Annotated in this window: 25 protein-coding genes; 21 read left to right on the top strand and 4 right to left on the bottom strand. The window is 59.9% G+C overall.

Annotated elements, in window-relative coordinates:
• Nucleotides 1-6 precede the first annotated feature (6 nt).
• From hemC to AC097W_RS11840, 5 genes are read left to right on the top strand one after another with little or no spacing between them, the layout of a single operon-like run.
• A complete protein-coding gene (gene hemC, locus AC097W_RS11860) occupies nt 7-933 on the top strand; it encodes a hydroxymethylbilane synthase (RefSeq protein ID WP_479602761.1) in 927 nt (308 codons plus the stop codon).
• A 4-nt stretch (nt 934-937) separates the two neighbouring features.
• The gene (locus AC097W_RS11855; protein ID WP_479602760.1) at nt 938-1,735 is read left to right on the top strand and encodes a uroporphyrinogen-III synthase; all 798 of its coding nucleotides are present in this window, start codon (nt 938-940) and stop codon (nt 1,733-1,735) included.
• Complete coding sequence (locus AC097W_RS11850) at nt 1,732-2,790, top strand: uroporphyrinogen-III C-methyltransferase (RefSeq protein ID WP_479602759.1); 1,059 nt, start codon at nt 1,732-1,734, stop codon at nt 2,788-2,790. Before AC097W_RS11855 ends, AC097W_RS11850 begins: the two co-directional genes overlap by 4 nt.
• 2 nt (nt 2,791-2,792) lie before the next feature.
• On the top strand, nt 2,793-4,070 hold the full coding sequence (locus AC097W_RS11845; RefSeq protein ID WP_479602758.1) for a heme biosynthesis HemY N-terminal domain-containing protein: 1,278 nt from the start codon (nt 2,793-2,795) through the stop codon (nt 4,068-4,070).
• Between the two features lie 31 nt (nt 4,071-4,101).
• Nucleotides 4,102-5,178 (top strand): GGDEF domain-containing protein, encoded by a 1,077-nt coding sequence (locus AC097W_RS11840; RefSeq protein WP_479602757.1) that lies wholly within the window; start codon nt 4,102-4,104, stop codon nt 5,176-5,178.
• A gap of 76 nt (nt 5,179-5,254) precedes the next feature.
• Here AC097W_RS11840 and AC097W_RS11835 read toward each other — a convergent pair whose 3' ends face one another.
• Nucleotides 5,255-8,305 carry an Rne/Rng family ribonuclease gene (locus tag AC097W_RS11835; RefSeq protein ID WP_479602756.1) on the bottom strand — a complete coding sequence of 1,017 codons (3,051 nt, stop codon included), beginning with the start codon at nt 8,303-8,305 and terminating at the stop codon, nt 5,255-5,257.
• A gap of 495 nt (nt 8,306-8,800) precedes the next feature.
• On the opposite strand from AC097W_RS11835, the gene AC097W_RS11830 reads away from it, so the two are divergent.
• The 4 genes from AC097W_RS11830 to AC097W_RS11815 are packed head-to-tail and all read left to right on the top strand — an operon-like array spanning nt 8,801 to nt 12,061.
• Nucleotides 8,801-9,913 (top strand): RluA family pseudouridine synthase, encoded by a 1,113-nt coding sequence (locus tag AC097W_RS11830; RefSeq protein WP_479602755.1) that lies wholly within the window; start codon nt 8,801-8,803, stop codon nt 9,911-9,913.
• A gap of 30 nt (nt 9,914-9,943) precedes the next feature.
• Complete coding sequence (locus AC097W_RS11825) at nt 9,944-10,624, top strand: HAD family hydrolase (protein ID WP_479602754.1); 681 nt, start codon at nt 9,944-9,946, stop codon at nt 10,622-10,624.
• 20 nt (nt 10,625-10,644) lie between these two features.
• Nucleotides 10,645-11,019: a Rieske (2Fe-2S) protein gene (locus tag AC097W_RS11820; protein WP_479602753.1), complete on the top strand. Its 375-nt coding sequence runs from the start codon at nt 10,645-10,647 to the stop codon at nt 11,017-11,019.
• Nucleotide 11,020: 1 nt separating this feature from the next.
• On the top strand, nt 11,021-12,061 hold the full coding sequence (locus tag AC097W_RS11815) for a S49 family peptidase (protein WP_479602752.1): 1,041 nt from the start codon (nt 11,021-11,023) through the stop codon (nt 12,059-12,061).
• 30 nt (nt 12,062-12,091) lie between these two features.
• On the opposite strand, the gene AC097W_RS11810 is transcribed toward AC097W_RS11815, so the two are convergent.
• On the bottom strand, nt 12,092-12,886 hold the full coding sequence (locus tag AC097W_RS11810; RefSeq protein WP_479602751.1) for an SAM-dependent methyltransferase: 795 nt from the start codon (nt 12,884-12,886) through the stop codon (nt 12,092-12,094).
• Complete coding sequence (locus AC097W_RS11805) at nt 12,883-13,497, bottom strand: Maf family nucleotide pyrophosphatase (protein ID WP_479602750.1); 615 nt, start codon at nt 13,495-13,497, stop codon at nt 12,883-12,885. The genes AC097W_RS11810 and AC097W_RS11805 overlap by 4 nt, the downstream gene beginning before the upstream one ends.
• Before the next feature lie 25 nt (nt 13,498-13,522).
• On the opposite strand from AC097W_RS11805, the gene AC097W_RS11800 reads away from it, so the two are divergent.
• The 7 genes from AC097W_RS11800 to acpP all read left to right on the top strand — a co-directional run bounded on the left by AC097W_RS11800 (nt 13,523) and on the right by acpP (nt 18,592).
• Nucleotides 13,523-14,065, top strand: coding sequence for a YceD family protein (locus AC097W_RS11800; RefSeq protein ID WP_479602749.1), 543 nt, complete (start codon nt 13,523-13,525; stop codon nt 14,063-14,065).
• Between the two features lie 112 nt (nt 14,066-14,177).
• Nucleotides 14,178-14,360, top strand: a complete 183-nt coding sequence (gene rpmF / locus AC097W_RS11795; RefSeq protein ID WP_105259923.1) for a 50S ribosomal protein L32 — start codon at nt 14,178-14,180, stop codon at nt 14,358-14,360.
• Between the two features lie 110 nt (nt 14,361-14,470).
• A complete protein-coding gene (gene plsX, locus AC097W_RS11790) occupies nt 14,471-15,496 on the top strand; it encodes a phosphate acyltransferase PlsX (RefSeq protein ID WP_479602748.1) in 1,026 nt (341 codons plus the stop codon).
• A 27-nt stretch (nt 15,497-15,523) separates the two neighbouring features.
• Nucleotides 15,524-16,501, top strand: a complete 978-nt coding sequence (locus tag AC097W_RS11785) for a beta-ketoacyl-ACP synthase III (RefSeq protein WP_479602747.1) — start codon at nt 15,524-15,526, stop codon at nt 16,499-16,501.
• 54 nt (nt 16,502-16,555) lie between these two features.
• The gene (fabD, locus tag AC097W_RS11780) at nt 16,556-17,506 is read left to right on the top strand and encodes an ACP S-malonyltransferase (protein ID WP_479602746.1); all 951 of its coding nucleotides are present in this window, start codon (nt 16,556-16,558) and stop codon (nt 17,504-17,506) included.
• Nucleotides 17,503-18,249, top strand: a complete 747-nt coding sequence (fabG, locus tag AC097W_RS11775) for a 3-oxoacyl-ACP reductase FabG (protein ID WP_479602745.1) — start codon at nt 17,503-17,505, stop codon at nt 18,247-18,249. The genes fabD and fabG overlap by 4 nt, the downstream gene beginning before the upstream one ends.
• A 103-nt stretch (nt 18,250-18,352) precedes the next feature.
• Nucleotides 18,353-18,592: an acyl carrier protein gene (gene acpP / locus AC097W_RS11770; RefSeq protein ID WP_087496857.1), complete on the top strand. Its 240-nt coding sequence runs from the start codon at nt 18,353-18,355 to the stop codon at nt 18,590-18,592.
• Here acpP and AC097W_RS11765 read toward each other — a convergent pair whose 3' ends face one another.
• Complete coding sequence (locus AC097W_RS11765; protein ID WP_479602744.1) at nt 18,593-18,724, bottom strand: hypothetical protein; 132 nt, start codon at nt 18,722-18,724, stop codon at nt 18,593-18,595.
• On the opposite strand from AC097W_RS11765, the gene fabF reads away from it, so the two are divergent.
• From fabF to AC097W_RS11740, 5 genes are all read left to right on the top strand, one after another.
• A complete protein-coding gene (fabF, locus tag AC097W_RS11760; RefSeq protein WP_479602743.1) occupies nt 18,723-19,967 on the top strand; it encodes a beta-ketoacyl-ACP synthase II in 1,245 nt (414 codons plus the stop codon). The genes AC097W_RS11765 and fabF overlap by 2 nt on opposite strands.
• Before the next feature lie 163 nt (nt 19,968-20,130).
• Nucleotides 20,131-20,463: a hypothetical protein gene (locus AC097W_RS11755; RefSeq protein WP_479602742.1), complete on the top strand. Its 333-nt coding sequence runs from the start codon at nt 20,131-20,133 to the stop codon at nt 20,461-20,463.
• A complete protein-coding gene (gene rpoE / locus AC097W_RS11750; RefSeq protein WP_479602795.1) occupies nt 20,463-21,083 on the top strand; it encodes an RNA polymerase sigma factor RpoE in 621 nt (206 codons plus the stop codon). Before AC097W_RS11755 ends, rpoE begins: the two co-directional genes overlap by 1 nt.
• An 11-nt stretch (nt 21,084-21,094) precedes the next feature.
• The gene (locus tag AC097W_RS11745) at nt 21,095-21,721 is read left to right on the top strand and encodes a sigma-E factor negative regulatory protein (RefSeq protein ID WP_479602741.1); all 627 of its coding nucleotides are present in this window, start codon (nt 21,095-21,097) and stop codon (nt 21,719-21,721) included.
• Nucleotides 21,722-21,729: 8 nt separating this feature from the next.
• Nucleotides 21,730-22,725, top strand: coding sequence for a MucB/RseB C-terminal domain-containing protein (locus AC097W_RS11740; RefSeq protein ID WP_479602740.1), 996 nt, complete (start codon nt 21,730-21,732; stop codon nt 22,723-22,725).
• Nucleotides 22,726-22,775 lie beyond the last annotated feature (50 nt).

Raw genomic sequence — 22,775 nt, 5'->3', positions numbered from 1 at the left:
GGGACTATGGCCGTACACAATTTCACCATCGCCACGCGCGAAAGCCGTCTTGCCCTGTGGCAGGCGGAGCATGTCAAAGCCTTGCTGGAGCAGCAGGGCCATACGGTCACGTTGCTGGGCATGACCACCCGGGGTGACCAGATTCTCGACCGTTCGCTGAGCAAGGTGGGCGGCAAGGGGCTGTTTGTCAAAGAACTGGAAGTCGCGATGGAAGAGGGGCGCGCCGACCTGGCCGTGCATTCCTTGAAGGACGTTCCCATGGAATTGCCGCCCGGCTTCAGCCTGGCCTGCGTCATGGAGAGGGAAGATCCGCGGGACGCCTGGGTGTCCAACCGTTACGCATCAATTGACGCGTTGCCGCAGGGTGCGGTGGTGGGCACATCGAGTTTGCGGCGCATGGCGCTATTGCGTGCGCTACGCCCCGATTTGAAGATCGAACCCCTGCGGGGCAATCTCGATACCCGACTCAAGAAACTCGACGATGGCCTGTATGACGGCATCGTGCTGGCCGCAGCGGGGTTAAAGCGATTGGGGCTGGAATCCCGCATTCGCGCGACGTTCGAGCCGGAGCAGATGCTGCCTGCCGCCGGGCAGGGTGCGCTGGGTATTGAGGTGCGTTCCGACCGCGCGGAGGTAGCGCAGGTGTTGCAGTCTTTGCTGCACCCACCCACCTGGCTGGCGGTGCTGGCCGAGCGCGCAGTGAGCCGGGTCATGGGCGGCAGCTGTTCCATGCCGCTGGCGGCTTACGCCACGCTGGAAGGCGATTCGCTCACGATCCGCGCCGCCTGGGGCGACCCGCAAGGCCTCTTGCCACTGGTACATGCCGACGCGCATGCCGTGGTCACCGATGCCGCTGCTGCAACCCAGGTAGGTGAGCAGGTCGCACGGCAGTTGCAGGCCCGGGTAGTGGCACAAACCCATGCGGGGAGCTGAAACCATGCGCGTGATCGTTACCCGCCCACAGCAGGAAGCCCGCCAGTGGGTCCACGCACTGGCAGAGGCCGGCTATGACGCGGTCGCTTTGCCCTTGATCGGTGTGGCACCGGCGCCCGATGCGGCGGCGGTCATCGCCGCATGGAGCCGCTTGCCCACCTATGACGCAGCGATGTTTGTCAGTGGTAACGCGGTGGACTATTTTTTTGCACTGAAACCGGCCATGGCCCCCGTATTTATTGCGCAGGCTGCTATAAAAACAAGAGCATTTGTGACTGGGCCCGGCAGCCATTCCGCCTTGCTGCGTGCCCATGTGGATGCCGACTCGATTGACGCACCCGACCGGGATGCCGGGCAGTTTGACTCGGAGGCGTTGTGGGCGGTGGTTTCCCGCCGTGTCCAGCCGGGATACCGAGTTCTGGTCGTGCGCGGTATCGGGGGGGCAACTGGCGCTGATGCCGACGCGGGCGTCGGGCGTGACTGGTTTGCCAACCAGGTGCGCGTAGCCGGTGGCAGCGTGGATTTTGTGGTGGCCTACCAGCGGCTGCAGCCGGTAATGGGTGAGGGCGAACGGAGCCTGGCCCGTCAGGCGGCCGAAGATGGCTCGGTGTGGCTGTTCAGCAGTTCCGAGGCCATTGACAATCTGGTGAGTGCCTGCGCCGGTCAATCCTGGTCGCAGGCCAGGGCAGTGGTGACCCATCCGCGAATCGCCCAAGCGGCCCATGCAGCAGGATTTGCTGTTGTGTGCGAGTCACGTCCTACCCTTGCCGCTTTGATGGCATCGATAGAATCGCTGCAATGAACACCGAGCCCTCCGCTGTCGCGCCGTCCTCGCCCATGGAAGGCTCACCGCCCGCCTTGCAACAGCCTGCGCAGGGCACTGCATCGCCGCTCATGCAGTGGGCGATCGCGCTGGTCGCGCTAGTCGGTCTGCTTTCCAGCGGATTGCTGTGGCAAAAGGTGGCCTCCATTCAGGAGCAACTGGCCCGCCAAAGTGCCGATTCAGGTGCGCAGGCCACGGAAGCGCGGGCAACGGCCCGCCAAGCACAGGCATTGGCCATGGAAACCGCGGCCAAATTGGCGGTGACGGAGGCCCGGCTCAGCGAGGTGTCGATGCAACGCACCCAGCTGGAAGAACTGATGCAAAGCCTGTCACGCTCGCGTGACGAAAATCTGGTGGTGGACATTGAATCGGCCGTGCGTCTGGCACAGCAGCAGGCCCAATTGACCGGTAGCCTGGAGCCGCTGCTCGCCGCCCTGAAAAGTGCAGACTTGCGGGTCATCCGCGCAGCGCAACCGCGCCTGACCCCCTTGCAGCGCGCCATTGCGCGGGATATCGCACGCATCAAGGCAACGGCCTTGGCGGACACGCCTGCCTTGCTGGTCAAGCTGGACGAACTGGTGCTGTTGGCCGACGGTTTGCCCATTGCAAATGCTGTGGCAGTAACCCGCGCAAACGAGTCGCTCAAGCGCAAGCCCGAGGAAACCGTTACCACCTGGTGGGTGCGGCTGGGGCTGTTGGTGCGGGACGAGGTCCGCAGCCTGGTGCGCGTCAGCCGCATCGAAGAGCCTGAAGCGGCGCTGCTGTCACCCGAGCAGTCCTTCTTTCTGCGCGAAAACCTCAAGCTGAAGCTGCTCAATGCGCGGCTGGGTTTGTTGTCCCGACAGATTGATTCGGTACGCTCTGACCTAGCGACGGCATCGGTCTCCCTGGAGAGGTATTTTGACGCCTCGTCGCGAAAGACCCAGACTGCCGTGACCCTGTTGCAGCAGGTCCAGACGCAGTTGAAGGCGCTGGAGTTGCCACGGGTTGACGAGACGTTGGCAGCCTTGTCCACTGCTGCGGCCGGACGCTGACGATGCGCGCGGCATTGTGGCTTATGGCGCTGTTCGCAATTGCGGTCGCGAGCGCCTTGTTCGCTGGCAGCAACCAGGGGACGGTGACGGTGTTCTGGTCGCCGTACCGGGTGGACCTGTCCCTGAACCTGGTGCTGCTGGTGCTGGCCGCCAGTTTCGTCATTTTTCATTTTGCAATGCGGGCCTTGTCGGCGCTTATGCGCATCCCGCATCAAGCCCGGCGCTGGCGCTTGTTGCAGAAAGAGCGTGCCATCCATGGTGCTTTGCTGGATTCGTTGTCCCATCTGGTTTCTGGCCGGTTTGTGCGTGCGCGCAAGGCGGCAGAACTGGTCGTTTCGCTGGAGAAGTCGGTGGAGCGTGGTGGAGAGCACCTGGTGTACGCCGCGCGCTTGCGTACGCTGGTGCATCTGCTGGCGGCGGAAAGCGCACAAGCGCTTCAGGACCGCAGTGTGCGGGATGCGCATTTTCAAAGTGCGTTGGAGCAATCCGGTAGCCGGGGTGCGCAGGACGCGCGTGACGGCGTTCAGTTGCGTGCCGCCCGTTGGGCGCTGGAAGACCGCGATGCGGGCGCTGCCTTGCAGTGGCTGGACCAGTTGCCGCAGGGCGCTGCCCGACGCACGGTAGCGCTGCGCCTGCGTTTCAAGGCCGCCAAGATGGCGGGGCAACCGCAGGTGGCGCTGGAGACGGCCCGTTTGCTGACCAAACACCGGGCATTCTCCAAGGTTGCTGGCAACAGCATTGTGCGGGGCCTTGCAATTGAACTGATCCAGGCGGCATACGACCCGGTTCAAATTCAGCGCGCATGGGATTCCCTGGAGAAGGCCGAACAGACCATGCCCGACGTTGCCGTCGAAGCGGCAGAACGATTGCTGGCGGAAGGCGGGTCGTCCGTGCTGGCCCGGCAATGGCTGTTGCCGGTATGGGATGCCATGGTTCAGCGTGCGGATGCACTGGCGCTGCAACAGCGCGTCCGGTTGGCACGGGTACTCGATCGAAGTTTTGGTGCGCTGGAGGGCACGCCCGATACGGCGTGGTTGACCCGCATTGAGGCTGCGCAAATGGGCAATCCACGCGATGTCGTTCTGCAATACCTGGCGGGGGTGGTGTGCATGCGTTTGAGCCTGTGGGGCAAGGCGCGCCAATTGTTGAAACAGTCGCTTGCAATGGTGCAGGACCGCGAACTCAAGCGCGACACCTGGCTCGCCCTTGCGCAGATGGCCGAGCAGCAACAGGATGCAGCAGCGGCGACCGAGGCCTACCGCGAGGCGGCGAAAAGGTGACGAATCCCGGATAGGTGGCTATTATGTGGCCATGGCTACACTCATAGAACACCTCGTCAAGTTGACCGACCACCGGGAGCGAAATCTTCTGGAACTCACCCTATCCAAGGCACTCATTGACTTGCTTCCGATTGATCGCGTCGTCATAGCGCGGGTGGTCAGCGAAGAGGGCGTCAAACGCTGGCTGGAGTTCGCAACCCTGGACGCCCGGGGTGGCGGCAAGGTCGTGGATCCCCTGCGGGTGGACTTCCAGTCCTTGCGACCGATTGAAGATTCCAAAGACCGTTTCTATTGCATCCAGAACCGAACCCGTGTCGAGATCGCATGGGCTGGCGAAGACGGGCCGCGCATTACCTACCTGCCGCTGTTCGCGGACTCCCGCAATGAAGACGAAGGCGTGGTGGAGATCCATTCGGGATCTGCCCTGACGGAGGACCAGATGCAGGTTTTCGGCGTGGTGCACCATGTGTTCCTCAATATGTACAACCTGCTGGCCTACAGCGACCGCGATGCGCTGACCGGATTGCTCAACCGCAAGTCGCTGGACGACACGTTTTACAGTGCTGTGCTGGAAGAGCTGGATGAAGGTGCACAGGCGAAAACCAGGGAGCTGGAGGCCCCGGTTGCGCCGGGGCAGGAGCGCCGCCATCGTGTGCCCCCCAATTACTGGCTCGGAACCGTGAGCGTGGATGACTTCGGCGTCATCAACGACAAAAACGGTCACCTGATCGCTGAAGAAGTGCTGCTGCTGGTCGCGCGAATCATGAACAACACGTTTCGTACCTACGACCGGATTTACCGCTTGGGCGGCGAGCAGTTTGCCGTCTTGATGCATTGCCCGGACGAGGCACTGGTACTGGCCGCCTTTGAGCGTTTTCGCGCCAATATGGAGAAGTTCAATTTTCCGCAGGTGGGCCGTGTTACTGCGTGTGCCGGCTTCACCCGCGTTACGGCCGATGATTCACCCAGCACCACGCTGGAGCGCGCAGAGCGTGCGGTCGACTATGCCCAGCAACATGGCCGCAACAAGGTCATCAGCCACGGCGAATTGGTCCGCAAAGGATTCTTCGGTACCTCGCAAAAAGTGGGAGCGGTCGATCTGTTTTGACGTCGGCTTCTCCATGAAAAAAGGGGCATCGATGCCCCTTTTTCTTTGAACCCCTGCTAGCAGGGGTTTGACCCGATCAGACGGTTGGTGTTTGCTCAAAAGGCAGCGTCATGTTGCCCAGATCACGCTTGGTTTCCACCAATACCAGCGGTCCCGCGTCAATGGACACCGGCGCTGGACGCTCGCGCGGCACATGGACCGGCTTGGGCTCGGCGGCAATGGCGGCTTGCACCGCGGCGATCCGCTCGGAGTCAGAATTGACCCATTGCAAACCGGAACCCTGGGCTACCTGAACCAATGCATCGGTTGGCAATGCATAGGAGGTCACTTCCGGCATGCGGCCTTGCGGTGCTGCTTTGGGCGCTGCGGCTGGCGGCGTCCGGACGACCGGTGGCGCTACAGGTGCCGGTGCAACTGCAACGACTGGCGCGGCAGCCGCCACGGCTAGCGCTGCAACGGGTGCTGCCATGGGCACAGGTGGCACTTCTGCAGCGGGCGCTTCCATTGCGTCTGACGGCACGATGGCTGCCTTTTGCAAAGGAATGCGCAGGTCTGGACGCTCTTCGCGTTCGCCGCGTGGGCCGCGCTCACGGCCGTAACGGTCACGTGGCCGCTTTTCACGGGGCTCGCCGTTCTCAGCCCCTGGTGCTGCAGGCTGGGCGTTTGCGTCCATGGCGGGCTGTTGCTCCCGTGGCATGTCGCCCGATGCGGTGTTGGCATCGGCAAAGCCCATTTGCGGCTGCTGACCTTCGCCAGTCGCCATGCGGGCGCCGTCGTCCTGGCGCGGACCGCGTCCGCCGCGTCCGCCACGGCCATTGCGCCCCTCACGCGGCTGCCCTTCGTTGCGGCCGTCTGGTACGCCACCTTCTGTTGCGGGTGCATTGTCTGCACGGCCGCCGTCGGTACGCGGCTCATTGCGTTCACCGCCTTCGTTGCGTTCTCCACCACGACCGGAGCGGTTGCCACGCTCACCGCGTTCAGGGCGGGGACCGCGGTCTGGACGCTGTTCCTGGCGTGTGGGTTCCTGCGCACCACCCGTGGGTGCCATCGCCTGCATTCCCGCTTCAGGAGCCATTGGCTTGCCTTCAGCGTCAAAACGCTCGCGCTGGGCGCCGCCCTGGCGTTCGCCACCCCGGCCACCGCGGCCACCGCGGCTGTTGCGTCCTTCGCCACGGCCATCGCCGCGACCTTCAGGACGGGGACCACGACCCTCGCCACGGCCTTCCGGACGGCCATCCGCGCGACCTTGGCCTTCTGCAGAACGGCCACCGGTGCGGTTGCCACCCTGGTTGTTGCGTCCTTCGCGTGCATCGCCTGGCTTGGCAGCAGGCGCCACAGGCGCTGGCTTGACCGGTGCTTCTGCCTCGCCTGCAAACAGATTTTTGATCCAGCCGAAGAAGCCTTTTTCCTGCGCAGCTGGCGCCTTGACGGCGGCAGCGGGAGCCGCGCGGTGCGGTGCGGCCTGCGGTGCATGAGCGACCGGCTGCGGCGCAGCCACAGGGCGCGGCGCCGCTTGCGGAGCCGGCGCATCAGGCAACACGCCCTTGATGATGGGCGTTTGCTTGTTGGTTGGCTCTTGCGAGCGACGGGTCACACCCGTCGGGTCTTCAATCTCGTCCGCCATCTTGTAGCTGGCTTCGATGTTGTCCAGCCGCGGATCGTCATGCTTGAGGCGTTCCAGGCGGTAGTTGGGCGTCTCCAGCGTCTTGTTGGGCACCAGCAGCACGTTGATGCGCTGCTTGAGCTCAATCTTGGCGATCTCGGAGCGTTTTTCGTTCAATAGGAACGAAGCGACGTCGACCGGAACCTGGCACAACACGGAGGCCGTGCTGTCCTTGAGGGACTCTTCCTGGATGATGCGCAAAATCTGCAGCGCACTGGATTCCGTGTCACGGATGTGGCCGGAACCACCGCAGCGTGGGCAAGGAATGGAGGCACCTTCGGAGAGAGCCGGGCGCAGGCGCTGGCGGCTCATTTCCATCAGACCGAACTTGCTGATGGTGCCGAACTGCACGCGGGCGCGGTCCTGGCGCAGCGCATCGCGCAAGCGGTTTTCCACGTCACGGCGGTTGCGGCTTTCTTCCATGTCGATAAAGTCGATCACGATCAGGCCACCCAAGTCGCGCAGACGCATCTGGCGGGCCACTTCTTCAGCGGCTTCCAGGTTGGTGCGGGTAGCGGTCTCTTCGATGTCGCTGCCCTTGATGGCGCGAGCCGAGTTCACGTCCACCGACACCAGTGCTTCGGTGTGGTCAATCACGATGGCGCCGCCGGACGGCAACTGCACGGTGCGGGCGTAGGCCGATTCGATCTGGTGCTCGATCTGGAAGCGGCTGAACAGCGGTGCGTCGTCGCGGTAGCGCTTCACGCGGGCCGCGTGCTCAGGCATGACGTGGGCCATGAACTGCTGGGCCTGCTCGTACACGTCGTCGGTGTCGATCAGGATGTCACCGATGTCGTGGTTGAAGTAATCACGAATCGCACGAATCACCAGGCTCGACTCCTGATAAATCAGGTAAGCGCCCTTGCCACCCTTGGCTGCGCCATCGATGGCGGTCCAGAGCTTCAAGAGGTAGTTCAAGTCCCACTGCAACTCAGGTGCGCTGCGGCCGATACCGGCGGTGCGGGCGATGATGGACATGCCGTTGGGGTATTCCAACTGGTCCATGTTTTCCTTGAGCTCGGCGCGGTCTTCACCCTCGATGCGGCGGCTGACGCCACCGCCACGGGGGTTGTTGGGCATCAGCACGACGTAGCGGCCTGCCAGCGAGACAAAGGTGGTCAGGGCTGCGCCCTTGTTGCCGCGCTCTTCTTTTTCGACTTGAACCAGCAGTTCCTGGCCTTCGCGGATGGCGTCCTGGATGCGGGCTTGAGAAGCCGACACACCCTGCTGGAAATACATCTTCGAGATTTCCTTGAACGGCAGGAAGCCGTGGCGGTCTTCGCCGTAGTCGACGAAGCAGGCTTCCAGCGACGGCTCGACGCGGGTGACGACGGCCTTGTAGATGTTGCCCTTGCGCTGTTCGCGCCCTTCGATTTCGATCTCGTAGTCGAGGAGTTTTTGTCCGTCGACAATGGCCAGGCGGCGTTCTTCAGCCTGCGTGGCGTTGATAAGCATCCGTTTCATGGAGTGCGTCCTTCATCAGTTGTACATGCCCAATGCGGGCTTTTGATACCTGAACTGACGAACTGAAATGAGGAGGAATTGCCGGAGAACTTCCACTCACATGCGTGAGCGAAGCGTTGGCGCGTGGAGGGGAGCGAGAGGGTGTGTTTGTGAATTTGCTATCAAATTAATAGCTGGTTGCGCCCGTTTAACGGGGGCTAATGGCTGATTCATGCCAAAAACCGGGGCGTAAACGCTCCGGAGGCACAGGTTCATCAGGCTCATCAACACAAACATCTCGCTTCATTCCGTTTGCAGACGAAGAGTCTGCAAACTGTGGGTATTCCGTATCAGTGTTTCAATTCGTCGGCTTGACCGCGTCTTGTGCATGCCATCACAGGCATCTGGCGTGTGATTTGCATGCGGTGTAACGCGGCGGCATCGACCTTCCAGCGCGGCTGTCATTGGCGTGTGGACTAAACTCCAGACAAATCAACCACTTACAGCGCGTCGCTAGTGAAACACATTATAGGGGTCAAACCCCTTCGGGCCACCCCCACGCAAACCCCAACCCCGCTTCCCCAAGTGCAATCGGTGACCGTTGACGAGAACGGCGCCGGGCAGCGGCTGGATAATTTTTTGATGCGCCAGCTCAAGGGCGTGCCCAAGACCCACGTGTACCGGATCATTCGCAGTGGGGAAGTACGGGTTAACAAAGGGCGCGCCAGTGCCGATACGCGCCTGAACGCGGGTGACGTCGTGCGCCTGCCACCGGTTCGCATATCGGAGCGCGTCGCCGAAAAAGCCCAGGCCATGGCGGAGCAGGTTGCCAGCCATGCCCCGGCACGTAATTTTGTTATCTTGTTCGAAGACGAGTCTTTCCTGGCCATCAACAAGCCCGCCGGGGTAGCCGTGCATGGCGGCTCGGGCGTAAGCTTTGGCGTCATTGAACAACTGCGCATGGCACGCCCCCAAGCCAAGTTTCTGGAACTGGTGCACCGGCTGGACCGGGAGACCAGCGGTATTTTGCTGGTGGCCAAAAAACGCAGTGCCCTGATCAACCTGCAGGACCAGTTTCGCGACCGTGAAACGGGCAAAACCTACTTGGCATTGGTACTGGGGCAATGGCCTGCCAACAAAAAGGTGCTGGATAAGCCGCTGCACAAATACCTGTTGCCCGATGGCGAGCGCCGGGTCAAGGTGGTATCCAAAGACGATCCGGATGGCATGCAGTCCTTGACACTGGTCAAAGTCCGCGCGGCCAGTGACGTGGATGGAGCAGCCCCCAAGGGTGCGACCAAGCCCGCAGAACCTCCCAGGCGCGGCTATTCCCTGCTGGAGGTGACCATCAAAACCGGCCGCACCCACCAGATTCGGGTGCACCTGGCGTCCGAGGGTATGCCGATTGCGGGCGATGACAAATATGGTGACTTTGAACACAACAAGGCGCTGGCGCGCACCGGTGTGGCGGTGTCGCTCAAACGCATGTTTTTGCATGCCTGGCGTCTGCAGTGCAACCATCCCGCCACGGGCGTCCGAATGGAGTTGCTGGCAGACTTGCCTGACGAGCTGGCGCAATTTCTCACCCGGGTGTTGCCGCAAGCAGCGCCAGCGGGCACCCCGGCCTGAATTTTCACCTTTTCTATTCCTTCACACACCATGCAAGCCATTCGATCGCCTGACCGTTCCCGCCAATTTGATCTGATTGCCTTTGATTGGGACGGCACCCTGTTTGACTCCACCGCCATCATCACCCGCTGCATCCAGCTAGCGGTGGTGGATGTGGGCGGCAAGCAGCCCAGTGACCAGGATGCCTCATACGTCATTGGCTTGGGTCTGATGCAGGCACTGGCCCACGCAGCACCCGATGTGCCTTCCAGCAAGTACCCGGAATTGGGGCAACGCTACAAGCACCATTACATGGCCCATCAGAACGACATCAGCCTGTTTGCCGGCGTGTTGCCCATGCTGGCTGACTTGAAGACGCGCAACCATTTGCTGGCCGTGGCTACCGGAAAGAGTCGGCGCGGGCTGGACGACACCTTGCTGGCGGTAGAACTGCACGGCGTGTTTGACAGTTCGCGCACTGCGGATGAAACGGCAGGCAAGCCCCACCCTTTGATGCTGCAGGAGTTGATGCAGGAATTGGGGGTGGAGGCGCACCGGGTCCTGATGATCGGCGACACCACGCACGACCTGCAGATGGCATTGAATGCGGGCTGCCCCAGTATCGGTGTGAGCTACGGTGCCCATGAGCCAGCGGCGTTTGAACCGCTGGATCCCCGGTTTGTCGCGCACTCGGTTGCCGAGTTGCACGCCTGGTTATTGGCCAACGCCTGAGTGCGGGAGCGGCAAAAAGCATGAACGAACTACAGGCTGCCATTCCCCTGTGCAATTCCCGCGACTTGATCGACAGTGGGGACGCCGTTCCCTTTGATGTCCGGTACTGTGGGCGCACGGCGCGCGGGTTTGCCATCCGGTTCGAGGGCCGTGTTCACGCCTATTTGAACCAGTGTGCCCACGTCCCGATGGAAATGGATTACCAGCCCAACCGCTTTTTTGACAGCACGGGCCGAAGCCTGATGTGCGCCACCCACGGCGCAATGTACCGCCCAGACACGGGTGAATGCCGGGGCGGCCCCTGCCGCGGCGGGCTGGTCAAGATAGCCCTGACGGAACAGGACGGCGTCGTCCACTGGCATACTGCCCACAACCTGAAACCACTCGAATTCTGAAATGACCGACTTCAATACGCCCCCTTCTGCTGATTCAGCATCAAATATGCCCCAAGCCCCCATGGGTGTTGCGCAGGCAGCTACAAAAAATGTAGCAAATTCGGAAGTGTCCGAAGCAGCTGGCTGGGAGCGCGCAACCCTGGAAAGGTTGGCCATGGCGGGGATCACCGAGCAGCGTCAAGCGCGCCGGTGGCGCAACGGCATTCGCCTGGCCTGGCTGGTGTTTCTGGCACTGTTGGTGTGGGTTGGCATGGAGCGTGGAGGCACGAGTGCGGACATCACCACGCCCCACACGGCGGTGGTCAAAATTCAGGGGGAAATTGCATCCGGCTCCGAGGCCAGTGCCGAGCTGATCGTCGCCGCCATGCGTGGCGCTTTTGAAGACAAGGGTGCGCAGGCGGTTGTGCTGCTGATTAACTCGCCCGGCGGCAGCCCGGTGCAGGCCGGCATCATCAATGATGAAATTATCCGCCTGAAGGCGTTGCACAAGAAGCCGCTGTATGCGGTGGTGGAAGAAACCTGTGCTTCTGCTGCCTATTACATCGCCGTGGGTGCGGACAAGATATTTGTGGATAAAGCCAGTGTGGTGGGCAGTATTGGCGTGCTGATGGATGGTTTCGGATTCACTGGCTTGATGGACAAGCTGGGCGTTGAGCGTCGCCTCATGACCGCTGGTGAAAACAAGGGGTTTATGGACCCGTTCAGCCCGCAGACTGATAAGCAGCGCGTGTTCGCCCAAGCCATGCTGGACCAGATTCACCAGCAATTTATCAGTGTGGTGAAGGCCGGTCGCGGCAGCCGCCTCAAGGAAACACCTGAGACATTCAGCGGCTTGTTCTGGACGGGCCAGCAGGCGATCGACATGGGTCTGGCTGACCAGTTGGGCAACCTGGACTTTGTGGCACGGGAAGTGGTCAAGGCCGAGGATCTGGTCGATTACACTCGCCGCGATAACGTGGCCGAGCGGCTGGTCAAGCGCTTCGGCGCCTCCATGGGCGAGGGCGCCGTTCACGCCATTCGATCGTTGCCAGCGCTTCGCTAAACCCGGCCTCTGCAGCCACTAGGGCCTCTTTCAGCGGCCGATGGCAAATACCGTGGGAGTGGAGTTGTCCACAGTCCACGGTTTTTGCTTCCAGTGCTTGACCAAGTCGCTGTGGCAAGTGCTCTGCACCAACGTCAAGCCGCTGGCCGTAGCCAGCCGGGTGTTGTGCTGCAGGCTTTGCAGCAGGGCTTGCAGCAAGGCCGCATTGCGGTAGGGTGTTTCAATAAACAACTGGGTTTGCCCGGTCTTGAGCGCCAGTGACTCCAGCTCGCGAATACGCTGGTTGCGTTCTGCCGGTGTGCTGGGCACGTAGCCGACGAACGCAAAATTCTGGCCGCTGAGGCCGCTGGCGGCCAGTGCCAGCAAGAGCGAAACGGGTCCCACCAGGGGCACCACCCGAATTCCCAGATCGTGTGCCGCGCGCACCACTGACGAACCCGGGTCGGCAACGGCGGGCATCCCGGCCTCACTGACCAGTCCCACGTCCTCACCCTGCAATGCAGCTTGAAGCAGGTGGCGCGCGTCAAAGTGCCCCTGGTGATCTCCCTTCTTGTGAACCTCATGCGGCAATTCCTGCAGTTGCATCGATTGCAGCGGCACACAGAGTGGGTGCGTTTCACCGATGCGTTTCAGGTATGCGCGGGTGGACTTGGCGTTTTCACACACCCAGTGTTTCAGCGTTGCAGCGATTTCCAGGGTTCCTGAGGGCATGACCTGGTCCAGGGGCACCTGACTGCTGCAGCCAAAGTCCAGCGGAGCGGGCACCAGATACAGGGTTCCCGGCGTTGCGCCGCGTGCCGTGGTGGGGAGTGTCGGGGTATTCATGCGGTTCTCGTCACGGGTTGTAGCAAGCGGATACCGGCTGCCCGCAGCATCTGGCTGGTACGAATGAGTGGCAAACCGACCAGTGCAGTCGGATCGTCGTTGTCTATTTGCTCCAGAAGCGTGATGCCCAGCCCTTCGCTTTTAGCGCTGCCTGCGCAGTCGTAAGGCTCCTCGGTCACAAGGTAGCTCTCGATTTCTTCGTCAGTGAGCGCGCGAAATGTCACACGAACCGGCGCCAGTGCCTGCTGGCAAAAGCCACTTTGCAGACACACCACGGCGACTGCGGTTTGAAAAATGACCGTTCTGCCGCGCATTTGACGCAGCTGAGCAACGGCGCGCTCATGGGTGCCGGGTTTACCCAAGGACTGTCCATCGAGGTCAGCGACCTGGTCCGATCCAATCACCACGCAATCGGGGAAACGCGCCGCAACCGCCTGCGCCTTGGCCAATGCCAGACGGCGGGCCAGGTCGGCAGGCCACTCGCCGGGCAATGGAGATTCATCGACATGGGGCGATTCGATGGAAAAGGGGACGCGCAGTCGCTCCAGCAACTCCCGCCGATAAGCGGAGGTGGATCCCAGGATGAGTTTTCTGTTGGTAATGTCGGGCATGCCCTGATTCTCTTACACTGCGCGCATGAAACATGACTACGACGCCCAGCACTTGAATATGGATGCCTTCGCCCGATCGGCCGGAATAATCGAAGGAGAGGAGCATCTGGCGCGCTTTGACCGCCTGATGGAAGAAGCCCAGGGCGAAGCTGGTGAGGTGCCATTGCATTTCGCGGCGACTGGCCTGACGCGCCCGGACGGCGCCCCCAGCACGCAAGTCTGGCTGCAGCTATCGGCCGAGGTTGCTTTGCCCATGATCTGCCAGCGATGCCTGGGCCCGGTGGACGTGCCGGTTTCTTTTGAGAGGGAATTTCGCTTTGTGTCAACCGAAGAAGCGGCCGCAGTGGAAGACGAGGCATCGGAAGAGGATGTGCTGGTCTTGAGCCGGGACTTCAATCTGCTGGAGTTGATTGAAGACGAGTTGTTGATGGCCTTGCCCGCCGTGCCCAAGCACGACGTGTGCCCCGAGCCTGTCAAGCTGAGCGTGGCAGACCCTGATTTTGTTGAGGAATCCAGTGAAAAACCGAATCCGTTTGCGGTGCTCGAGCAGTTGAAGAAAAAGAGCTGAGACTGACCTGCCGTCTCTGCGCTATAATCTAAGGCTTCGCGTGGACCAGTTGACGCGTTTTTACTAACCCCAGTGTTGCGGCCTGCGCAACACCTTTGCCCAGGAGCGGAACATGGCCGTCCAACAAAACAAAAAGTCACCTTCCAAGCGCGGTATGCACCGTTCACACAATGCTTTGGTAGTTCCCGGCATCGCCGTGGAATCCACCACAGGCGAAACGCATTTGCGTCACCACATCAGCCCCACTGGTTTCTACCGTGGACGCAAGGTGCTGAAGACCAAATCCGAAGCCTGAACGCGCTGATTTGTCCAAAGCCCGAAGCTACAGTTTCTGTAGCGACGGGCTTTTGCTATTTATGGCCTCTGGTCATTGCCTGATTTCCCTCACTTCTGGGTGTTTCCCCCATGATCACAATCGCTGTTGACTGCATGGGGGGCGACCATGGACCCCAGGTGACGCTTCCCGCGTGCAGAAATTTTCTTGATCAGCATCCCGATGCTGGTCTGATTCTCGTGGGTTTGCCTGACCAGGTAGGTGCATTTGTTCATCCGCGCGCCCGCATCGTGACAGCCAGCGAAGTGGTCACGATGGACGACCCTCTGGAAATTGCACTGCGCAAGAAGAAAGACTCGTCTATGCGTGTTGCCATCCAGCAGGTGAAGGATGGGAGTGCGCAAGCGGCGGTATCTGCCGGCAATACGGGTGCCCTGATGGCTATCTCCCGTTATATCCTGAAAACGATCGACGGTATCGAGCGACCGGCCATTGCCGGGCAAATTCCCAATGCCACGGGTGGCGCAACCACCGTGCTGGATTTGGGTGCCAACGTGGACTGCTCGGCTCAGCATTTGTTGCAGTTTGCCGTGATGGGTTCGGCCCTGGTTTCTGTGCTCAATGGAAAAGAGTCGCCCACTGTGGGTTTGCTCAACATTGGCGAAGAAGCGATCAAAGGTAACGAAGTGATCAAAAAAGCGGGTGAGTTGTTGCGATCTGCCGGCAAATCGGGTGATTTGAACTTTTTTGGGAACGTCGAAGGCAACGATATATTCAAGGGGACTGTGGATATCGTGGTTTGCGACGGATTTGTCGGGAATGTGGCCCTGAAGACCAGTGAAGGCCTGGCTTCCATGATCGGGAATTTTCTCAAGGCCGAGTTTTCGCGCAACATCTTCACGAAACTGGCGGCAATTGCTGCTTACTCCGTTTTAAATGCACTTAAAAATCGCGTTGACCACCGTCGTTACAACGGTGCCGCGCTTTTGGGTCTGCGTGGACTGGTGTTCAAGAGCCACGGCTCGGCCGATGTGCTTGCGTTCGGGAATGCTTTGAGTCGGGCGTATGATGCAGCCCGTAATAACTTGGTCGACCGCGTTCAGGTTCGCATTGCGCACGCAGCACCGCCTCTGGCGGCAGCTGACAACCAGCAATAGCCTCAACGGGCGCTACTACTCCCCACCATGAAACGATATTCGCGTATTACAGGCACAGGCAGTTATCTTCCGCCACGTCGGTTGACCAATGCCGATCTGGTTGCAGAGCTGGCATGCAAAGGCGTTGAAAGCTCCGATGAGTGGATCGTGGCCCGCACAGGCATCCGCGCCCGCCATTTCGCCGACGAAGGTGTTTTCAGCAGCGACCTGGGGCTGGAAGCCGCAAAAAACGCACTGCAGGCGGCCGGTTGTACTGCGCAGGATATTGATCTCATCATTGTTGCCACTTCCACGCCTGACATGGTTTTTCCGTCGACCGCGTGTATTCTGCAAAACAAGCTGGGTGCCAATGGCTGTGCGGCATTTGATGTCCAGGCGGTTTGCAGTGGTTTTGTCTATGCGCTGACCATTGCCGATGCCATGATCAAGTCGGGTGCAGCCACCCGTGCCTTGGTGATTGGTGCAGAGGTTTTTTCCCGCATTCTGGATTTCACCGATCGCACCACGTGTGTGTTGTTTGGTGATGGAGCGGGCGCCGTGGTGCTGGAAGCGTCCGAGACGCCCGGCATTTTGGCCAGCGATTTGCATGCGGACGGCAAGTATGTGGACATACTGTGCGTTCCAGGGCATGTGTCGGGTGGAGGCATATCGGGTAATCCCCTGCTGAAAATGGACGGGCAAGCCGTCTTCAAACTGGCAGTGGGACTGCTGGAAGATGCGGCTCGCGCGACGCTTGCAAAAGCGCATTTGACGGAAGCAGATATTGACTGGCTGGTTCCGCATCAGGCCAATATTCGCATCATGCAGAGCACGGCCCGCAAGCTCAAGATGTCCATGGACAAAGTGGTGGTGACAGTGGATCAGCATGGCAACACGTCGGCTGCATCCATTCCGTTGGCGCTGGACGCAGCCGTGCGCTCTGGGCAAGTGAAGACGGGTGAGACGCTCCTCCTCGAGGGCGTGGGCGGCGGTTTCACCTGGGGTGCATTGCTCCTTATTTTGTAGCTGCTTGCGCAGGTTTGACGGGGGCTGCAGGCCTTTTTACCTATAAATTTTATTATGAAACAGTTTGCTTTTGTATTTCCTGGGCAGGGATCGCAATCGGTTGGAATGCTCGATGCGTGGGGTGATCATCCCGTGGTGGCCGAGACCTTGCTTGAGGCGTCCGACGCATTGGGTGAAGACATTGGCGGGCTGATTCATAACGGTCCGAAGGAAGCGCTGGCCCTGACGACCAACACCCAGCCCGTCATGCTGGTTGCCGGTGTGGCCGCCTACCGGGTCTGGATGTCAGAAGTGGGTATTGCACCGATGGCGGTGGCCGGCCACTCGCTGGGTGAATATACGGCCCTGGTCGCGGCGGGCGCGCTGACCCTGGCGCAGGCCGCGCCCCTGGTGAGGTTGCGCGCGCAGGCCATGCAGGAGGCGGTGCCCGTTGGCGTTGGCGCGATGGCTGCCATTCTGGGTATGGACGCCGCCCGTGTTCTGGCCGGTTGTGCCGAAGTCACCCAATCTTTTGGTCCGGATTCCAGTGAAGTAGTCGAAGCGGTCAATTTCAACGACCCGGGCCAAACTGTTATTGCCGGAAGCAAGGCTGCGGTGGAAAAGGCGTGCGAGGTGCTCAAGGCCAACGGTGCAAAGCGGGCGTTGCCGCTGCCGGTATCGGCCCCTTTTCATTCCCGTTTGATGCAGCCCGCCGCTGAAAAGTTGAAAGAGCGTCTGGAGTCCATCGAATTTGAATCCCCGCAGATTGTGCTGATCAACAATATCGACGTAGCTGTGGAAGTTGATGCCGACCGCATTCGTGACGCCTTGTACCGTCAGGCTTTTGGTCCTGTGCGCTGGGTGGAGTGCGTTCAGGCCATCAAGGCCCGGGGTTTGACGAACCTTGTGGAATGCGGTCCGGGAAAGGTATTGGCTGGACTGGTCAAGCGGATCGACCCGGAGTTGACTGGCTTGGCGCTTTTTGATCCTGCGAGCCTGCAAGATACCAAAGGTGCATTGGCATGAATCACATGAAATTTGAAGGTCAGGTTGCGTTGGTCACCGGGGCGTCTCGCGGTATTGGTGCCGCCATTGCCCTGGATCTGGCTCGTCAGGGGCTGAAAGTGATTGGCACCGCAACCACGGAAGCTGGCGCAGCGAAGATTGCTGAAGCCTTGTCCGCCTTTGAGGGCTGCTCTGGCCGCACGCTGGATGTGACTCAGGCAGCGGCTGGAGATGCGCTTGTGGATGCCATTGTCAAAGAGTACGGTGGTTTGCAGGTGCTGGTGAACAACGCGGGCATTACCCGCGATAACCTGGCCATGCGCATGAAAGACGAGGATTGGGATGCCGTAATGGAGACCAACCTCAAAGGCGTATTCCGCATGAGCCGGTCGGTCATGCGCACCATGATGAAGCAGCGCTATGGACGCATCATCAATATCACCTCGGTGGTGGGGGCGTCCGGCAACGCTGGGCAAGCAAATTACGCAGCGGCCAAAGCCGGCGTGGCGGGCATGACGCGGGCGCTGGCGCGTGAACTGGGTTCGCGCAACATCACTGTCAACTGTATTGCGCCCGGGTTTATCGAGACTGATATGACCGCCAGTCTCCATGAAGACCAGCAAAAGGCTTTGTTGGGCCAGATTCCGCTGGGGCACCTCGGCAAACCGGCGGACATAGCGCATGCTGTTGCATACTTGGCGGCTCCTGAAGCCAGCTACGTGACGGGGCAGGAACTGCACGTCAATGGTGGCATGTACATGTAACGACCAAAAATCAGCCGATTTCTCCGTTCGGCTACCCGGTTAGAGTTCATTCTCTAAGCGCGGGTAAAATTACGGATTCTTTTACAACCCTTAGAGGGAAGCCATGAGCGATATCGAAGTCCGCGTCAAAAAAATCATTGCCGAGCAACTCGGAGTGGAAGAGTCTCAAGTCACCAACGAAAAAGCTTTCGTGGCTGATCTGGGTGCTGATTCTCTCGACACCGTGGAGCTGGTGATGGCGTTGGAAGACGAGTTTGGAATTGAAATTCCTGACGAAGACGCGGAAAAAATCACCACCGTGCAAAACGCGATTGATTACGCCAATACGCACAAAAAGGCCTAATTAGCCTTTTGCGGCACCTCGGGTGTCGCGTGGACCAGCAGGCAAGGCGGCCATGCCACCCGCCTGCTGGTCCGGAATTTCGCCGCTAACAACGGTCTTTTTTTTGACAAACTGCTGAAAACTGATTGCCATGTCCCGTCGTCGCGTTGTTGTCACTGGTTTAGGTTGCGTCAGTCCCGTAGGTAATACGGTGACGGAGGCTTGGTCGAATCTGCTCGCTGGCAAGTCCGGCATTGATCTGATCACCAAATTTGATGCGTCCGCCTTCTCCTGCAAGATTGCTGGAGAGGTTCGCAATTTCGATCTGGAGTCCTATATCAGTGCAAAAGATGCACGGGCAATGGATACCTTTATTCACTATGGCATCGCAGCCGCAGTGCAAGCGGTGGCAGACGCCGGCTTGCCGACGGGGGATGCCTTGGGAGATGAAGAGTCGACGCGCATTGGTTGCGTCATCGGCTCGGGCATTGGCGGCTTGCCCATGATTGAGGGCATGCATACCGAATACACGAATCGGGGTCCACGCCGGATATCTCCGTTCTTTGTGCCTGCGACCATCATCAACATGACCGCAGGCCATGTTTCCATGCGCTTCGGTTTCAAGGGCCCTAACATTGCCATCGTCACGGCGTGCACGACCGGTTTGCACTGCATTGGTGCGGCGGGCCGCATGATCGAATACGGTGATGCCGACGTTATGGTGGCGGGTGGCTCGGAAGCCACTGTGTCGCCATTGGGCATCGGTGGATTCGCTGCCATGCGGGCATTGAGCACACGCAATGACGATCCGGCTACTGCATCCCGGCCCTGGGACAAGGACCGGGATGGCTTTGTACTGGGTGAGGGGGGCGGCGTCATGGTCCTCGAAGAGTACGAGCATGCCAAAGCGCGTGGTGCAAAGATTTATGCCGAATTGGCGGGTTTTGGCATGAGTGCCGATGCCGGGCACATGACGGCTCCCAATATGGATGGCCCTCGCCGTGCCATGCTGAGCGCACTGCGTAATGCCGGCGTCAATGCGGATCAGGTTGATTATCTGAACGCCCACGGCACATCTACTCCCCTGGGTGACCTCAATGAAACCAATGCCATCAAGGCGGCGTTGGGTGATCATGCCAAGAAAATCGTTGTCAACTCCACCAAATCCATGACGGGTCACTTGCTGGGAGGTGCCGGGGGCATTGAGTCGATTTTCACGGTTCTGGCGCTCTATAACCAGAAGAGTCCACCCACCATCAATATTTTCAACCAGGATCCAGAGTGTGATCTTGACTATTGCGCCAACGTGGCGCGCGACATGCGCATCGACGTGGCGGTCAAGAACAACTTTGGCTTTGGTGGAACCAACGGAAGCCTGGTTTTCAAGCGCATCTGACGGGCGCAAGTCACCCATCCAGGACATGCACCGACCCCCCGCGGTCCGTTTTTCTGTAATCCGATCGCAGTGGCATCTGCGACTGTTGGCTATTGTCTGGCTGTCGGGACTGCCTGTCGCGTGGGCATTTGCTGAAAATCAGGCACTTTCTGGTGTGGTTGCGGTGTCTTTATCCGTACTTGCAGCCGGTCTGATTGCACTCCTCGGGTGGCGCCATGCTTCAGTGGGTACCCTGCGATGGGATGGCCAGGACTGGCACTGGTCCGGTTTTGATGAAGACGCGTTATGTCATCTGGTCCTGCAACTGGATTTCCAGAAACTGCTCCTGGTCTCCGTCACGGACAAGACAAAAAAAAGGGCCGTGCGCCTTTGGCTGGAAGCGATGCCGGGCGACGTCCGGTGGATCGCCCTGCGCCGGGCAATCGTGGATAGCAGGCGATCGTCCGATGCCGAGAGTGCTTCCAGTGGCTCCTTGGCTGACGGAGGTTTGCCGTGATCAACGCGCCACCGACCACACCGCAGGATTCAGATCTGGAACTCGTCCAGAGAACCGTCGCCGGAGATCAGCGGGCCTACGGACTGCTGGTGTTGAAGTACCAAAGACGTATTCAGCGATTGATTGGCCGCATGGTGCGTGACGTCGATCTGGTGGAAGACATCGCCCAGGAAACATTCATCCGGGCCTATCGTGCCTTGCACCAGTTTCGTGGTGATGCCCAGTTCTACACCTGGCTTTACCGGATTGCGGTGAACACGGCCAAGAAGTCCCTGCTGGACCTCAAGCGCAATCCGACGGTATCGGATAGTTTTCATGCAACGGACGAAGAGGATGAAACTTCCTGGCGAAAAAGCGAACCAAGTACAGACGAGACACCTGAGTCCGTGCTCGCGGCCAAGGAGATTGCCGCCGTTGTCAATGCGGCAATGGACGACTTGCCGGATGATTTGAAGCAGGCGGTCACCTTGCGGGAGATTGAGGGTTTGAGCTATGAAGAAATTGCAACGGCCATGGACTGTCCTATTGGCACGGTGCGCTCACGTATTTTCCGGGCCCGTGAGGCGATTTCGGCAAAAGTGAAGCCGCTTCTGGACAAGCAGACGGGCAAACGCTGGTGAGAGAAAAACATATGAATGAAACGATTCCCGAACCCGGTGAACACATTTCTGCGTTGGTGGACGGATGCCTGCAGGGTGATGATCTTGCGCGGGTTGTGGAGGATGTACTGTCCCATCCGCAGTCCCTGCAAACATGGCACGCTTTCCATGTCGTAGGTGATGTATTGCGCAGTTCAGAGCTGGCGCCGTCGGACGATGGTTTTGCCTTTTTGCAGCGCTTGGAGGGCAGACTGGCCCTGGAACCTGCGCGACCGGTTGCGATCGCCGAGGCCAATGGTACCGATCAAGTCGGCTTGCTGGCGATGCCGTTCCCGGACGTTGTTATCTCCAGTGCCAATGCGTCCGTTTTTCGATGGAAGGCGCTCGCTGGATTTTCCTTCACTGCTTTGGTAGGTGTGGTCGGACTGGGGCTGTGGACCCAATCTTCGCCGCCCGGCGCAGCGCAGTTGGCGGCACTGTCCACCAATGCGTTTCCTGCACCTCAGATCACTGTTCCTGAAGCGGGCGCCGGTATCATGATTCGGGATCCGCAACTCGATGCGCTGATGGCCGCACACCAACAGTTGGGCGGACATTCTGCCTTGCAGATGCCAGCGGGCTTTTTGCGCAATGCAACCTATGCGGGGCGCGCGCGGTGAAGTGTCTGGTGCGTATCGGGCCTGCTTTGGCACTCATCCTTTCGCTGCTGGGCGTGCACGCACAGTCCTTGGCGCAGACTGCAGGGAATACCCCGCTCAATGCCTGGTTGATGCGCGTTCACGAGGCCTCGCGGCAACGCGCCTATTCAGGAACCTTTGTCGTATCGGCAGGCGGCAACATGGCCAGCGCCAAAATCTGGCATGTCTGCGATGGCAATCAGCAAGTGGAGCGTGTGGAAACGCTGACCGGGACGCCGCGCTCTACATTCCGGCGCAATGATCAGGTGGTCACGTTTTTTCCAGATTCCAAAGTTGCTGTGGCAGAGAGGCGTGAGTCGTTGGGTCTATTTCCCAATTTGCTCAAATCGAATGATTCCGCTATTGATGACTTTTACCAACTCCGGCAGCAACCGGGCGAGCGCATTGCCGGGTTCGATGCGGAAGTGGTTCATCTGGTGCCCAAAGACCCGTTGCGATACGGATACCGCGTCTGGAGTGAGAGGCGGACTGGGCTGGTGATTCAGCTTCAAACGCTTGATCTGGACGGCCATGTGCTGGAGCAGGCGGCTTTTTCGGAACTGCAGCTGGATTCGCCGGTCAGCATGGGCAAGTTGACGCAGATGATGGAACACACCGAGGGGTACCGGGTGGAGCGAACCGATCTGCAGAAAACCACTGCAGATGCGCAGGGGTGGGTTTTGCGCAAGGCCGTCACGGGTTTCAAACCCATGGGGTGTTACCTGCGCCCGATGGGCGTTTTGGCTGGCAGTGCGGGGCAGACTGGAAATGCCATGCAGTGGGTGTTCTCCGACGGACTGGCGATGGTGTCCTTGTTCGTGGAACCGTATGACAGCCGTCGACACGCGCGAGAGGGTGCAACCGAGCTTGGCGGTGCTACCCATACGCTTACCCGTCGGATCAGCGACTGGTGGGTCACCGCTGTCGGCGAAGTTCCGCTGTCTACGTTGAATGCGTTCGCGCAAGGGCTTGAGCGGAAGAAATGATATGACCCATATTGGTCTGACTTCAAACGGGAAAAGCATGATGACAACTA

Source organism: Rhodoferax sp. GT1R46, from assembly GCF_056521285.1.
Note: the sequence above shows the minus strand (reverse complement) of the source record. Positions and strands in the feature narration are given on the sequence as shown.